Here is a 14,862-nt window from a genome sequence, read left to right as displayed (position 1 = left end):
GTCAGAGGGTGCTATCCATCCCCACCCGGGTGGGGAATTCCGCACCTTACGTTAACCTTGGCTAGGAAACCTTCTCTGTCTTCATTTGGGGCAGGGCAGGGGCGACGAGGATTGTCCCTACAGAGGTGCCTGTAGCCCGCCTGCGGGTGTAAGCTCTAGAGGGATCCCTCTGGGTGAGGAGGACGGTCGGACATGGCAGCCAAGCAACTGAAGTTCTACTGGAGCCCGCAGTACCAAATCTTTAGCTGTGACGGGGCCAAGCTGGAGGGGCACGGCGCCATTCAAACCAATCCCTCGCATGACTTGGTGCATCTGTTTATCGCCGCCAACGGCAATATGCCCTGGCAGCCGGTAGAAAGCCGCGAGCAAACCTGCTTTGCCGAGTACAACGCCGTGCTGCTGGAGCACCTTTTGGTCAACTGCTTCAACGCGGCGGCGCTGGGATCCATGGCCCCAGAGCAGGTTGTTCCGGAGGCGCGCAAGTTTTTGCAGTGGTTTGTTTCCGAGCACTACGCGCCATTTCCGGTCTCTGAAGAAGAGGCTTTTTGTTGCTTTGCAGCACACCTAGATATCGAGCGCATGGTGCGGTTATTCCCCTACTTCTACAGTTTGCGCGCCTGGGAGTGCTTCAGCCCCGATTACCGCAACGAGGTTTACGACTTGGAATTTACTTCCGAAGACGATCCGGTCAGGGAAGCCCCGGAATGGGCGGCGGATCCCAATATCTTGGAGACCCAAGAGCTGGTGCGGCAGAAGCTCGCTGAAGCTGTGGCGGAGGCGAGATCGATCCGGCCAAAGGCGGAGCCCGTTTTCCCGCAAACCTTGTTGGCTTCACCGCTGTTCAATCCCCCAGCCAAGACCAAGCAGAAAAAAGCCGGGCTCGGTTTCAAGCCCACCCCCACCCGTTAATGGTTGATCCTCCCTTCCCGGTCTCATCAAGGGAGAGGGGTTGGGGGCTGACTACTCTGGGCCCACCACCAAGCGGCGGAAGGCCTTCTTGCCCACCTGGAGAACCCGCCCGACCAGGTCAGAAGCGTTGGCAAACTCCAAGTCGGGATCCTCCACTTTTTGTCCGTCCAGCCGCACGGCGCCTCCTTGGATTTGCCGACGGGCCTCGGCGGCACTCTTGCACAGGCCGGACTCGCGCAGGATGTAGCTGAGTTTTGCCGGGTAAGACAAGCCCTCGACGGCAAAGGTGGGGATGGATCCCGTCTCGACGAGATTGCCTTGCAACACCAGGGCTTGGGCGGTGCGCTGCGCCTCTTCTGCCGCTTCAGGGGAGTGAAATTGGGCCACCAGAGTTTTGGCTAGGAGAATCTGGCGCTGACGGGGATCTGCCGGCAGCTCTGAGGGGGGCACCGCCGTGAGCAACTCAAAATACCGCTCCACCAGGTGATCCGGCACCTTCTCCAGCTTGGAGTACATGGTGAGGGGATCCTCGGTCAGGCCCACGTAGTTGTTTTTGGACTTGGACATTTTCTGGTAGCCATCCAAGCCCTCCAGAAGCGGCACCGTCAGGCAAAACTGCGGCGTTTGGCCTTTCCAAAGCTGCAGCTCTCGGCCAACCAGGAGGTTAAAGCGCTGGTCGGTTCCCCCCAGCTCCACGTCGGCTGCCAGGGCCACCGAGTCGTAGCCCTGCAGGAGGGGGTAAAGAAATTCGTGCAAGTACACCGGTGTTCCAGCTTGGTAGCGCTGGGCAAAGTCTTCTTTGGCCAACATCTGCCCCACCGTCATCTGGGCCTGCAGCTCGATTAGCTCGCTGAGGGTGAGGCGGGCCAGCCACTCGCTGTTGCGGCGCACCTCCAGCCGGCCAGGGGTCGCAAAGTCCAAAATCTTGCCAGCCTGCTCCAGATAGGTGCGGGCGTTTTCTTCCACTTCTGCCGGCGTCAGGCGGGGACGCGCCTCCGACTGGCCAGTGGGATCCCCCACCAGCGCCGTAAAATCCCCGATGAGCAAAATGGCCACGTGGCCGGCATCCTGAAACTGCCGCAACTTGCGCAAAACCACCGCGTGGCCCAGGTGCAGATCTGGCCGCGTCGGATCGATGCCCAGCTTGACCCGCAAAGGGCGATCCGTTGTGGCCAAGCGCTCTTCCAGAGCTGCCGCCCCCCCCGGAAAGATCTCGGCCACCCCCCGCTGGGCGATCTCGGCGATGCAGGGATCCCTTGGGGCCGACGAGAGGGCAGTTGGCGATGTCCCTAGAGTTGATTCCATCCCTTGGATCGAGGTGCACCATGAGCCATTTTAAGCCTATCCACCCACCCGGCTTCGCCCCACCCAGAAAGGATCCCCTGCCGGCCCAAGAAGCACCGCCCTATAATGGGTCAGACTTGCGGTCGCTCCGCAACGCTGAAGTGACGGAGTTTTTGACGTGACCTACGGTCGCAGACGCTCGGGGGCTCGCGGCCATCTCTCCCCCGGCTTGGGGTATGGTGAGTACGCCGGCGCGGCCCCACCCACCCGCCCCTCCTGGAGGGCTCAGGTTGCCGCCACGGTGGGCAATCTGTTGCTGGGATCCCTGCTGTTGGGATCTACGGCGACGGCCGCCGGCTTGATGGGGTTGGCCATCAGCTTCCGCAACCTGCCGGATGTACATCAATTGCGGGACTACGTGCCGGTGGCCACCACCCACATTGTCGATATTCGCGGCGAGCCGATTGCCAGCTTGCATGGGGAAGCCAACCGGGAGGTGATCTCGCTGGACGAGGTCTCGCCGGAGATGAAAAAGGCGCTACTGGCCATTGAAGATAGCCACTTCTACACCCACCCCGGCATCAACCCGGTCAGCTTGGGCCGGGCCCTTCTGGGCAGCGTTGAGGGGGGCTTGGGCTCAGCGGGAGGCGGCTCCACCCTGACGATGCAACTGGTGAAGAACCTGTTTTTGAGGCCGGAGCGCACCCTCAGCCGCAAAGTAGCCGAGGTCGTGCTGGCGGTGCGGCTGGAGCAGGTCTTTACCAAAGACGAAATCCTGGAGATGTACCTCAACCAGGTGTACTGGGGGCACAACCTCTACGGCATCCAGGCGGCGGCCCGCAGCTACTTCAACAAGGATGCGGCAGAGCTAAACTTGGCGGAAGCGGCGATGTTGGCCGGGATCCTGCCGGCTCCAGAAACCCTCAGCCCCTTCCGTAACCTGGAGGGAGCCAAACGCCGGCAGCGGCTGGTGCTGGATCGCCTGGTGGAGCTGAAGTGGATTACCCCGGAAGAAGCCCAGGCAGCCCGCGAGCAAGAATTGACCTTGGGCCGCATCACCTCCTTCCAGAGCAACGCCCCGGCGGTCACCGACGTCATCAAAGCCGAGCTGCGGCGTCGCTATGGCGAGCAGGCAATTCTCCAGGGGGGGCTGCGGGTGCAGGCCACCATCGACCTGCGGCTGCAACGCTTGGCAGAGCGCATTGTCAACGAAGATGGGCCCCGCATTGCAGCCGCTCGCCGAGCCGACCAGATGGCCCTGGCGGCAGTGGATCCCCGTACCGGCTATGTCAAGGCCCTTGTGGGCGGCATCAACGCCCAGCGGGGCCAATTTAATCGCGCCACCCAAGCCTTTCGCCAAACGGGATCCACCTTTAAGCCCTACGTGTACTACGCGGCCCTGGCTACCGGCCGCTACGGGCCCAACAGCATCCTGGAAGACACCCCGGTCACCTATCCCGGCTCGCCCCCCTACAGCCCGAAAAACTACGACAACACCTTTTACGGCCCCCTCACTTTTGCCCGCGCCTTGGAGCTCTCCCGCAACGTGCCCACCGTCAAGCTGGCAGATGAGGTTGGGATCCGCAACGTCATTGCAGCGGCCCAGGCCACGGGCATCAGCGCCGAGATGTTCCCCAACCTGGCCACGGCCCTGGGCTCGGCCAGCATCAGCCCCCTGGAGATGGCGGCCAGCTATGCGGTGTTTGCCAATGGCGGCTACCGGGTGGAGCCAACCTTCTTGGCCCAGGTGGTGGATCGCAACGGTCAGATTCTCTTCGAGGCCAAGCCCCAGCCGCAGCAGGTTTTGGATCCCTGGGCGGTGGCTACCCTCAACCAGATCCTCAAGGGGGTGGTGACCCAGGGCACCGGGACCGCGGCCCGTCTGGACGATGGGCGACCGGTAGCAGGCAAAACCGGCACCACCTCCGACTTTCGCGACGCCTGGTTTATCGGCTATGTGCCGCAACTGTCCACCGCCATTTGGATCGGCAACGACAACAACTCCCCCATGCTGCCCGGCACGGCAGGGGGCGCTTTTGTCGCCCCCACCTGGAAGCGCTTCATGGCCGAGGCCCTGCAAGGGATCCCACCCCAAGACTTCCCCAGCCCCCATCAATTTCTCCCCCCGAGAAGGAGACCATGAGCAATAGCGAGGAGCGGCTGGCGCGCATCGAGCGCACCGTCGAGGCCAACGCTCAAGCCATCGCCCAACTGGCCCGGCAAAACCAAGAGCTGCTGCAGACCGTTGCCGGCACCGAAGAGCGCATCGCCAGAGCTGAGGAACGCATCGCCAACGCCGAGGAGCGCGTCGCTAAGGCAGAAGAACGTCTGGAAGCCGAGGTCAAACGCTGGGACGAGCGGTTTTTCCAGCTCAGCCGCGACACCCTCAACTTCACCCGCAATGTGGTTACCATCGCCGCCATCACAGCGGTTTTGATCCCGCTGCTGCGGGATGTCGCCCCCCTGCTGATCGAGTTGCTGCGGCAGGGATCCCGTTAGCCCCCGGTCATCGAAGGGCCCAGGGGATCCCAAAGCGTAATCGTTCTGAGTTACACTAAGACTGCAAAGAAAGGTAACGCCTTTGTCTGGTTTACCCTTAGCCTTGGCCGCGTTCTTTCTTGCATTCCTTGCACAAGACACAGAGGACAGACGATTATGGCTTTTGAACTCCCAGCTCTGCCCTACCCTGCCGACGCCCTCAAGCCCTATATGTCGGCGGAAACCTTCTCCTACCACCACGGCAAGCACCACGCCGCCTACGTGGCCAACCTGAACAAGCTGATCGAGGGCACCGATCTGGCCAATAAGTCCCTGGAAGAAATTATCAAGACCACGTTTGGGGATCCCGACAAAGTGGGCATCTTCAACAATGCTGCCCAAGTCTGGAACCACACCTTCTTCTGGGAATCCATGAAGCCGGGTGGGGGCGGCGCGCCGACGGGGCCCATCGCCGACAAGATCAACGCCGACCTGGGCGGCTACGACAAGTTTGTGGAAGCCTTCAAAACGGCGGCGGCCACCCAGTTTGGCAGCGGCTGGGCTTGGCTAGTGCTGGACAACGGCACCCTCAAGGTCACCAAAACCCCCAACGCCGAAAACCCGCTGGTGCACGGCCAAGTGCCCTTGCTCACCCTGGATGTGTGGGAGCACGCCTACTACCTGGACTACCAAAACCGGCGTCCCGACTTCATCAGCGCCTACCTGGAACACCTGGTGAACTGGGATGCCGCCAATGCCCGGCTGGCAGCCGCCTGACTGACCCTCTTCTGGGATCCTCTGACGGGGGATCCCATCGAGGACTAGCCTTGCCCAGCTCTTTGCCAGGGGATCCTCAGGGATCCCTTTTTTTCGGCTTAGTCCTTCCCCAAGCGTTCCCGCTCTTCGCGCAGGCGTTGTAGGAAGCTGGGCGTAGGGTTTTGGGCAGGGGTGGGAAAGGCAGCAGCAGGAGGAGCGGCCCGTTTGATGGGGGAAAGAGGGGGCGATTGACCGGCTGGGGCGGCAGGGGGGTGCTGGGAATGGGAGTGGGCGGGGGGCCGGCGCTGCAACGGGCGGAGGCGCAGGGGTGGGTGGCGGTAAAGTGGGCTGGGGTGCTGGGGTGGGTGGCGATGTGGGCGTGGGTTCGGGTTGAGGGTTCTCCCGAACCGGATCAGGATCATCTTCAAACACTGGCTCACCATCCCGCAGCAGCCAGTCCAGCAGTGGATCTGGGCCGGCCTCCCGCTCATCGGTGTCAGAGGGCAAAGGAACAGCAGGCGGTCTCTCAATGTCTGTACCCGGATTCAAAAGCAGACGCAGGCCCCAAAAAGTGCTCCCGGCAATGGCGGCAAAAAGAGCTATCCCTCCCCAGAGGGGGATCTGCCTGTCCCTGGAGTCCGGCTGGGCGCCTTCCCAATCATCGATGGCTGCCAGGGTGCGCTCGGAAAACGGCGAGGTTGTTGGAGGGGGCGTGAGGGAAGATCCGGCGCTGTTGTGGGATTGCAGGGATCCCTCCAATTGGTCGCTGAGGAGCCTCATGGTCTGGGGCCGCTGGCCGGGGTCTTTGGCCAGACAAGCAAGCACCACTTCCTCCAGCGCCGGCGAGATCTCATGAGGCAACTGGGAGCGGTCGAAGGGCCGAGGCTGTTGGTAGTTGTGGGCCTCGTACCAACCGGGAAAAGAATCGGTCTTGGGCTGTAGGGGGTGTTGCCCGGTCAGCATGCGGTAGAGCACCACGCCGAATGAGTAGATGTCGGAGCGGGGATCCAATTCCTCGCCGCGCACCTGCTCGGGAGAGGCGTAGCGCACCGTCCCCAAAAAGCCGGTGGTTTGGGTGCTGAGGGCCAAAGAAACGTCGCTCAGCAACTTGGCGATGCCAAAATCCAGGATCTTGACCGTCTCTCCCAGGGTCTCATCTTTCAAAAAACAAAGAGATTGCTGGGCTTGATGTCGCGATGGATCACTCCTTTGATGAGGTGGCCATCTTGCTCGGTCTCCAAATTGTGGGCATAGTAGAGACCGGCACACACTTGGCGGGCGATCTTCACCACCTGCTGAGGGGGCAGCAGCGGGTGCTTGAGCATCAGTTCTCCCAAGCTGCGCCCCGTCAGGTATTCCATCACCAAATAAGGTTGGTTGTTCTCCAGACCGTAATCCAGCACCTTGACAATGGCCGGGTGCTCCCCCAGCAGGGTACTGATGCGAATTTCCTGCTGAAAGCGCTTGAGCAAGTGACGGCAGGTGTTTTCATCGCCTGCCAAGTTTTGGTGCAACAGCTTCACCGCCACCGGACGATTGAACAGGCGGGTATCCACAGCCTTGAACACCTGCCCCATGCCCCCTGCCGCAATGTTCTGAACCAGTTGATAGCGCTGACCGATCACTTTTCCAGGAGCAAGCTGGTTCATAAGCGGCCCAAGAGCATGTACCCTCCGATTTTAATGTGTGTTTCTCGAAAGTTTCTCTCGCCTCTTTGCGGGCGCCACCGCCAGGCTGTCTTCATTCCCAGTGTGTTCTTGATGTATTTTGAATGCTTGTTAAACACCCTGCCGGAGATTGAAGACTGGACGAAAGCCGTGGGCCATGAGGAGCTATCTGAATCTGGATGAATCTGATAGACTCAGGCGGGCGCTTGGCCGAGTCTGTGGGTTGCTGTCTGTCGGGTATCTATGCTGGCTAACTGGCTGCCAATTTCAGGGATCCCTCTGGCCCTGCTCGGCCCGGTGAAAGACCCAGTGCTGGTGTTTCTGATCCTCCTGACGATCATGCTGGTGGCGCCGTTGCTGTTTGAGCGGCTGCACCTGCCGGGGATCATCGGCCTGATCCTGGCCGGCTTGGTGGTGGGGCCCTACGGCTTGGGCATCTTGCAGCGGGACGGAACCATCGTCTTGTTGGGCACGGTGGGGCTGCTGTTTCTCATGTTCATGGCCGGGCTGGAGACCAGCCTGGAGGATCTGAAGCTGAATGCCTGGAAGGCCAGTGTCTTTGGGGTGCTCACCTTTCTGTTGCCAATGGTGATCGGCACGGCGGCCATGCTGGCCTTGGGGTATGACTTTCTGGCGGCGGTGCTGGTGGCTTCGTGTTTTGCCTCCCACACCCTCATTGCCCTGCCGATTGTCTCCAAGTTGGGCCTGATGCGCCTGCAGACGGTGACAGCCACCTTGGGGGCGACGCTAATTACCAATGTCTTGGCGTTGTTGGTGCTGGCGGTGGTGGTGCGCGCCCACCAAGGCGGGCTGACGCTGCAATTTTGGCTGACGCTGATCCCCTCGATTGCCCTCTACACCTTTGCCACCCTCTGGGGGGTGCCCAAGCTGGGCGGTTGGTTTTTCCAGCGCTTCGGCCACGACGAGGGGGCGGAGTTTACTTTTGTGATTGCCACCTTGTTCGTGGTGGCCTACGGAGCAGGGTTGATCGGCATTGAGCCGGTGGTGGGCGCCTTTTTGGCCGGGACGGCCATCACCCCCATCATCCCCCAGCTTAGCCCCCTCATGAACCGCATTCAGTTCATCGGCAACACGTTGTTTGTGCCGTTTTTCTTGATCTCGGTGGGAATGCTGATCAACCCCAGCATTCTCTTGGGCGAGCCACGCACGCTGCTGGTGGGCGGAGTGATGATTGCCGCGGAGGTGGTGAGCAAGTTTTTGGCGGCTTGGATCCCGGCCCAACTGTTTGGCTGGCGCTTGGCCAGCGCCATGGTCATGTTCGGCCTGTCGGTGGCCCAGGCGGCGGCTACTTTGGCGGCAATCACGGTGGCCTTTAACGTGAAATTGGTGGATGAGCTGACGGTGAACGGCACCATCGCCATGATCCTGATCACCTGCATTGCCTCGCCTTGGATCGTGGCCCGCTGGGGTGAGCGACTCCAGCCTGCAGAGGTGGCGGCAGAAGCTGGTAACCTGCCCCAGCCAGCCTGGGGATCCCGCGTCTTGGTGCCGGTCGCCAACCCCGATACCGAAAGCAACCTGCTGCAGTTGGCTTTGATTTTGGTCAAAAAAGAAGGGGGGACGTTGCTGCCGCTGCACGTTTTGTCTGACCGGGCTGGGATCTCGCCCGCGGCCCTTTCTCGGCAGGAACAGTTGCTGTCCTTTGCCGAAGCTTTGGCCCACAGCGCCGTGGCCCGAGTGGAAGCCATTCGCCGGGTGGATGATTCGGTGGAAAAAGGGATCGTTCGCTCGGCAGCGGAACAGCAGGCTACCTTGGTAATCCTGGGCTGGAAGGGCTACTCCACCTATGCGGAGAATTTCTTCGGCAGTGTCATCGACGCAGTGGTGCGGCAGGTGGGGATCCCGGTGTTGATTACGCGGTTTCCTGTCCCGATTGAGACGACGCGGCGCATCCTTTTGGCAGCCCCAGAGTTGGAAGCGTCTTCTGGATCCCTGCAGCAGACGATTGGGCTGGCGCAGACGCTGGCCGAGGAATTGAAGGCGGCGCTGCAGATTCTTTTGGTGCAAACCCGACCGCCACGGGAGCGCTCCCCGGCCCTGGTGGCGGAAAGCTACGCCCATCTGCCGCTCCAACGGGTGCAAGGAGGGCTGGTGGCCGAGGTGCTCAAAGCGCTGCAGCCGGGAGATGTGTTGATGTTGATCCCCAGCGAAGCCCGCAGCCGCTCCCGTCTGAGCCGAGAGCCGGAGACCATTGCCCGCAACCGGCCTAGCCTTTCCATACTTGTGGTGCATCTGCCTGCTGCCTCCCCGGCACGTCCGCAGGAGGGCGTTCTGGCAGCAGGGGATCCCACTTGGTACTGATGGCGGGTTAGAGCGCTTGTGTGAACGCCGCCCCGGCTCCCCTGATAAACTGGGATCCCCAGGGGGGATGTCGCTAAGAGCATAGGGGTATGGTTGCCTATTTGCTAGAAGTCGGCTGTGAGGAGCTGCCGGCCAGTTTTGTGGATTCAGCCCTAGAGCAATGGAAAACCGGGATCCCGGCCTCTTTGGCAGAAGCCCATCTGCAGGCCGAGGAGATGCAGCTTTTCGGCACGCCACGCCGCCTGGCGGTTCTGTTGCAGGGGTTGCCCACCCAGCAGCCGGATCGCGTCCTAGAGGTGAAGGGGCCGCCGGCTCAGGTGGCCTACCAAGACGGCCGGCTCACCCCGGCAGGGGAAAAGTTTGCCCAAAAACAAGGGGTGGATCCCGGTAGCCTGGAAATCCGGCAGGTGGGCAAGGGATCCTTTGTCTTTGCCGTGCAGCGGGTGCGGGGTCGACCGACAGCAGCGGTGCTCCAGGAATTGGCGCCCGGCTGGATCACCCATTTGAGCGGCGAACGGCTGATGCGCTGGGGCTATGGAGACTTGAAGTTTCCCCGTCCCATCCGCTGGCTGGTTTCCCTTTGGGATGATCAGGTGCTGCCTTTGCTCTGGCCTACCCCTGAGGGCAATCCTCTGCCAGGCTTAGTGGCCGGGCGGGTGAGTCGGGGGCACCGCATTTTGGGATCCCAGCGGCTTGTTTTGGAGCGGGCCGAGAGCTATGTCCGGCAAATGCAAGAGGTCGGGGTCAGTCCCGATCCGGCAGGGCGAGAAGCCCACATCCGGGCCGCAGTGGCCAAGCTGGCCAGGCAGGTGCAGGGAGAAGCGCAGATCCCCCCTTCTCTGCTGCAAGAGGTGGTGCAGTTGGTGGAGTGGCCAACAGCAGTTCTGGGGCGCTTTGAGCCGGAGTTTTTGCGATTGCCCCCTGCGGTGATCGAGACGGTGATGATCACCCACCAGCGCTACTTCCCGGTGCGGGATGGCCGGGATCCCCAGAAATTACTGCCCTATTTCATCACCATTTCCAATGGTGATCCTGAGCAGTCGGAGCGGATCGCGGCGGGCAACAGCCGGGTGGTGCGGGCACGCTTGGCCGATGCCCGCTTTTTCTACGAAGAGGATCGGCGGATCCCCTTGGCGGAGCGGGTGGAGCGGCTGCAGGCAGTCGCCTTTGCCGAGGGGCTGGGATCGATGCGGGATAAGGTGGAGCGCATCCGCCACATCAGCCGTCTCATCGCCGCTGCCTTGAATTTGGATCCCCAGGAGCAGGCGCTGGTGGATCGCACGGCCCAACTGTGCAAGGCGGATCTGGTGACCCAGATGGTGTACGAGTTCCCGGAGCTGCAGGGGATCATGGGGGCCGACTACGCCCGGCAGGATGGGGAACCGGAGGCGGTGGCTGAGGGGATCGAGCAACACTACTGGCCTCTGGGGGCGGGGGAGGCTCTGCCCACCTCTTTAACCGGGCGGGTGGTGGGCTGGGCAGATCGCCTGGACACTCTGGTGGGCATGTTTCGCTTGGGGCGGATCCCCAGTGGTTCTTCGGATCGCTTTGCCCTGCGGCGGGCCGCCAACAGCCTGGTGCTGGTTGCCTGGGAGGCCGGCTGGAGCTTTGACTTCAACTCCCTGCTGCAAAGGGTGGTGCAGGACTACGCAGCGGGAGATGAAAAGACCTTAAAAGCGTTGCAGGAGTTTCTCGCCCAGCGGCTGCAAACCCTTTTGCAGGAAGAAAAGCGAATCGACTATGACTTGGTCAGAGCCGTGGTCGGGGATCCTGAATCCGTGCAGACAGAGGATCCGCAGAAATCGGAACTGACCTTGCGGGCCCTGAGCAACCTGCCTTTGACCTTGCTGCGGGCCGAGTATCTGCAACATTTGCGGGCTACCGGGGAATTGGCGGATCTCTATCCCACCCTCAATCGCTGTGCCCGCCTGGCAGCCCAAGGGGACTTAGACTACGCCGTGGTGGATCCGGCAGCCGCTGTGGATCCCGGCCAGTTGCAGGAGGCAGCAGAACGGGAGCTGTACGAAGCCTGCCAGAGGGTTTACCACCTAGGGGTGGAGCCGGCCTTGCGGGGAGACCTCGTCCCCTTGGTGGAAGCTCTGCAAGCGGCTGCTCCGCAGGTAGCGCGGTTTTTTGAGGCGGTCTTGGTGATGGATCCGGATCCCCTGCGGCGGGCCAACCGGCTTAACTTGCTGGGGCTATTGCGCAACCAGTCGCGCCTGCTGGGGGACATGGGAGCGGTGGTCGTGGTAGGGGAATCGGCGCCGGAGAAAACCCATTAGCAACTTCCTTTCTCTCTCCGTTTGGGAGAGGAGCCGGGGGATCGGTGGGATTCTGGTCAACGCTACAAGGGATCCCAAGTATCCTGCCGCCGCAGGGTCGCTTGCCGCAGCCGGGCCAAGTTGGCGGATCCGGTGCAGAAGGCTGCGATCCTCAGCTCCTCGATCACGGCGCGAAAGGTATCCACCACTGCCTGCGCTTGTCCTTGGGAGACGGCGTGTAAAGCGGGGGCGGCCATGCCCACCACATCGGCCCCCAGGCGGATGGCTTTGGCCACGTCGATGCCGTTGCGGATGCCGCCGCTGGCCACCAGGGGTAAATCCGGCAGCAAGCGACGAATTTCCAGCAGGGCCAACGCGGTTGGGATCCCCCAATCCCTGAAGCTGTGGGCAATGCGTTTCTTGAAGGCCTCTGTTTGGCGATGGGCCTCCACCTCGCTCCAACTGGTGCCGCCCGCCCCCGCCACATCCAGGGCTGCCACGCCGCAGTCGGCCAGCCGCTGGGCCACCTTGGCACTGAGGCCATTGCCCACTTCCTTGACCAGCACCGGCACCGGCAGTTGGGCCACCAAGCGTTCGATGCGGCCGTACAACCCGCGCCAGTCGGGATCCCCCTGGGGCTGAACCGCCTCCTGGAGAGGATTGAGGTGCAAAATCAGCGCATCCGCCTCGATCATCTCCACCGCCCGTCGCGCCTGCTCCAGCCCATAGCCATAGTTGAGCTGAACAGCACCCAGGTTGGCCAGCAGCAGAATATCCGGGGCCACTTGGCGCACCTGGTAAGTCCGGGCCAGCTCCGGGTGTTCCAAAGCGGCCCGCTGGGATCCCACCCCCATGGCAATGCCCAATTCTTGAGCGGCACTGGCCAGTTGCAGGTTGAGCTCGCGGGCTGTGTCCGTTCCCCCGGTCATGCTGCTGATGAGCAGGGGAGCCTGCAGGCGTTTTCCCAGAAACCGGCAACTGAGATCGATCTCCGGCAACAGCAGCTCCGGCAAAGCTACATGCTCAAAGAAAAACCGCTCAAAGCCGGTGCGGATCCCTTGGGCGGCTACGTCCTGCTGCAGAACAATGTCCAGGTGATCCTGTTTGCGCTCAGAAATGGAAGGGAGAGAATCGGCCATCACGTCAGGGGTGGGGAGCACTTTGGTTTTGGTAGAAGATTCTCCCATCTATAGGGCCGCCAAAGGCAAACTGCATTACCCGAAGGTGATCCCTATCTCTCGCGTCAGCGGTGCGGAGCACTCTCGCGTCAGCGGTGGGGAGCACTATGATGTGGGCGGGATCCCAACCGGACAGCCATGCAACCCTTGCACATCTTGCTGGCAGAAGGCAACCCCCATCTGCGCAGCTTGCTGGGTTGGCACTTGCAACAGGCGGGGCACCCAGTTTGGCAAGCAGAGACCATCCGCCAGGCTAAAACCCTGCTGCAGCAGCAGCCCATCCACCTGCTGATTTTGGATGCAGAGCTGTCCAACCGCGGCGGCCTGCAATTGTGCCGCTGGGCCCGTCGCCAGTGCGATCTGCTGATTTTGCTGCTCTCCCAGCGGGGATCCGAAGCCGACATCATCACCGGGCTGGAAGCCGGGGCAGACGCTTACCTCACCAAGCCCCTTAGCCTGCCCCTGTTAGACGCCCATATTCAGGCCCTGACCCGCCGGCTGCAGCGCCGCATCCCCCCCACCTTTCTGCAGTATGGGGAGCTTAAAATCGACCTGGTGCAACGGCGCGTCACCTTGGCCGGGGAAGGGATCGACCTCACCCCTCAGGAGTTCAGCCTGCTGATGGTGCTGGTGCAGGCAGACGGGGATCCCGTCTCTCGGCTGGAGCTGTTGGAGCGAGCGTGGCCGGATTCCACCGATAACCCCCGCACCGTCGATACCCACATCCTCTCGTTGCGCAAAAAGCTGGAACGGGATCCGCGCCAGCCCAGCTTGATCCAGACAGTGCGCAATGTCGGCTACTGCTTTGGCCTCAACCCCCCCCTGCTGCAGGAGCAGAAAACCCGGTCAGCCGCTGTCGAGGGTTCTGGATCTGGCCCCTACGTCCGAGGAGCGCCAACAGAGCCAGCATCCCCATCTGGATCGCTAAGTCGCAGCAGAGACCGGCGCACCCGCTGCTCCAAAGCCAGATTGCGACGTTGACGGCTGAGCTGCAGGGCCGCCTGCAAATCAAAGAGAGCTGTCTCTCTATCCCCCATGTTCCAGTAGGCCAGCCCCCGTTCGTACAGGCCGTACTCGTCGGAGCGGTCGATGCAGTTTATGTCCGCTTCCCGGCGAAAAGCCCGCTCGTAGTCGTCCAAAGCCGCTTTGATCTCCCCCAGCGCATAGAGAAGGTTGCCCCTGCTGTAAAGGGCGTTGGGCTGCTGCGGTTCTATTTCTAGGCTGCGGCTGAGGTCGGCAACGGCCTCGCCATAGCGATCGGCCCAAGCATAGGCAACGCCCCGCCGATAGTAATGGGCCGGAGAGGGATCCCAGCGGATGGCCTGCGACCAATCAGACAAAGCCGCCTCCCATTCGCCCAGGTAGCCGTACACCGTAGCGCGGCAGGCATAGGCGGGCGCCGAGGTGGGATCCCGACGAATGGCCTCGTCCAGGTGAGTTAGAGCTGAAGACAGGGATCCCTGTTGCATAAGCAGGTTGGCCAAGCGGAGGTGGTGGGGGGCGTTGGGGTGTAGGCGCACCAGCTCGGTCAACTCCGCCGTTGCCCCCTGCAGATCCCCTTGCGACTGGCGAATCAGGCCGCGGTAAAGGTAGGGTTCTGGCCGGCGCGGGGCCAACCGGGTGGCCTGGTCGAAGTCCGCCAGCGCCTGGGGAAGCTGGCCGAGTTCGAGGTAAGCTTGGCCCCGCAGGAGGTGGGCGTTGGTCAAATGGGGATCCTGTTGCAGCGCCAGGTTGAGCTGCTCGACGGCCCCTATCAGATCCCGGTTCAGCCACCGCTCGCGACCGCGGTTGTAGGCCAAGATGGCGGGGCGGGTAAAGGCAGAAATGGCTGCCGCACTGGCCAGACCCATCACCGCCAAGAGGCGATCCTGCCGCCAACTGGCCAAGCCCCCCAGCAGCAGGGCAGCCACGACCAACAGGCGCAAACCGGCAGAGTCGTGGGCTTTGAGCATGGCATCAACCCGGAGCCGTTTGAATCTGTTTTTCTGATTCTGACTGATTGGGCAG

At 62.1% G+C, this 14,862-nt stretch carries 11 protein-coding genes and 1 pseudogene; 7 read left to right on the top strand and 5 right to left on the bottom strand.

Annotated elements, in window-relative coordinates; all coding sequences use genetic code 11:
• The first annotated feature begins 192 nt into the window (after nucleotides 1-192).
• Nucleotides 193-909: a hypothetical protein gene (locus NW826_RS13035; protein WP_414335511.1), complete on the top strand. Its 717-nt coding sequence runs from the start codon at nucleotides 193-195 to the stop codon at nucleotides 907-909.
• A 51-nt stretch (nucleotides 910-960) separates the two neighbouring features.
• On the opposite strand, the gene tyrS is transcribed toward NW826_RS13035, so the two are convergent.
• Nucleotides 961-2,214, bottom strand: coding sequence for a tyrosine--tRNA ligase (gene tyrS / locus NW826_RS13030; RefSeq protein ID WP_414335509.1), 1,254 nt, complete (start codon nucleotides 2,212-2,214; stop codon nucleotides 961-963).
• 157 nt (nucleotides 2,215-2,371) lie between these two features.
• On the opposite strand from tyrS, the gene NW826_RS13025 reads away from it, so the two are divergent.
• From NW826_RS13025 to NW826_RS13015, 3 genes are all read left to right on the top strand, one after another.
• Nucleotides 2,372-4,336 (top strand): transglycosylase domain-containing protein, encoded by a 1,965-nt coding sequence (locus tag NW826_RS13025; protein ID WP_414510336.1) that lies wholly within the window; start codon nucleotides 2,372-2,374, stop codon nucleotides 4,334-4,336.
• Nucleotides 4,333-4,692 carry a hypothetical protein gene (locus tag NW826_RS13020; protein WP_414337230.1) on the top strand — a complete coding sequence of 120 codons (360 nt, stop codon included), beginning with the start codon at nucleotides 4,333-4,335 and terminating at the stop codon, nucleotides 4,690-4,692. Before NW826_RS13025 ends, NW826_RS13020 begins: the two co-directional genes overlap by 4 nt.
• A gap of 156 nt (nucleotides 4,693-4,848) precedes the next feature.
• Nucleotides 4,849-5,448 carry a superoxide dismutase gene (locus NW826_RS13015; RefSeq protein WP_414335503.1) on the top strand — a complete coding sequence of 200 codons (600 nt, stop codon included), beginning with the start codon at nucleotides 4,849-4,851 and terminating at the stop codon, nucleotides 5,446-5,448.
• Between the two features lie 801 nt (nucleotides 5,449-6,249).
• Here the strand turns inward: NW826_RS13015 and NW826_RS13010 are convergent.
• Both NW826_RS13010 and NW826_RS13005 read right to left on the bottom strand, forming a co-directional pair.
• Nucleotides 6,250-6,696, bottom strand: a pseudogene (locus NW826_RS13010) (protein kinase domain-containing protein); the annotation flags it as partial.
• Entirely contained in the window at nucleotides 6,588-7,076 is a 489-nt protein-coding gene (locus tag NW826_RS13005) for a serine/threonine protein kinase (RefSeq protein ID WP_414510335.1), read from the bottom strand. The gene NW826_RS13005 and the pseudogene NW826_RS13010, both read right to left, overlap by 109 nt.
• 261 nt (nucleotides 7,077-7,337) lie before the next feature.
• On the opposite strand from NW826_RS13005, the gene NW826_RS13000 reads away from it, so the two are divergent.
• Both NW826_RS13000 and glyS read left to right on the top strand, forming a co-directional pair.
• Complete coding sequence (locus NW826_RS13000; RefSeq protein WP_414510334.1) at nucleotides 7,338-9,416, top strand: cation:proton antiporter; 2,079 nt, start codon at nucleotides 7,338-7,340, stop codon at nucleotides 9,414-9,416.
• A gap of 89 nt (nucleotides 9,417-9,505) precedes the next feature.
• Nucleotides 9,506-11,698 (top strand): glycine--tRNA ligase subunit beta, encoded by a 2,193-nt coding sequence (gene glyS / locus NW826_RS12995; RefSeq protein WP_414510333.1) that lies wholly within the window; start codon nucleotides 9,506-9,508, stop codon nucleotides 11,696-11,698.
• Between the two features lie 62 nt (nucleotides 11,699-11,760).
• Here glyS and fni read toward each other — a convergent pair whose 3' ends face one another.
• Nucleotides 11,761-12,816: a type 2 isopentenyl-diphosphate Delta-isomerase gene (fni, locus tag NW826_RS12990; protein ID WP_414510337.1), complete on the bottom strand. Its 1,056-nt coding sequence runs from the start codon at nucleotides 12,814-12,816 to the stop codon at nucleotides 11,761-11,763.
• Between the two features lie 177 nt (nucleotides 12,817-12,993).
• Here fni and NW826_RS12985 point away from each other — a divergent pair, with 177 nt between their 5' ends.
• The gene (locus NW826_RS12985; RefSeq protein WP_414510332.1) at nucleotides 12,994-13,836 is read left to right on the top strand and encodes a response regulator transcription factor; all 843 of its coding nucleotides are present in this window, start codon (nucleotides 12,994-12,996) and stop codon (nucleotides 13,834-13,836) included.
• On the opposite strand, the gene NW826_RS12980 is transcribed toward NW826_RS12985, so the two are convergent.
• Nucleotides 13,734-14,807, bottom strand: a complete 1,074-nt coding sequence (locus NW826_RS12980; RefSeq protein ID WP_414510331.1) for a tetratricopeptide repeat protein — start codon at nucleotides 14,805-14,807, stop codon at nucleotides 13,734-13,736. The genes NW826_RS12985 and NW826_RS12980 overlap by 103 nt on opposite strands.
• Between the last annotated feature and the right edge of the window lie 55 nt (nucleotides 14,808-14,862).

The sequence above is a fragment of the Synechococcus sp. OH20 genome (assembly GCF_047502685.1).
Lineage (GTDB): Bacteria > Cyanobacteriota > Cyanobacteriia > Thermostichales > Thermostichaceae > Thermostichus.
Note: the sequence above shows the minus strand (reverse complement) of the source record. Positions and strands in the feature narration are given on the sequence as shown.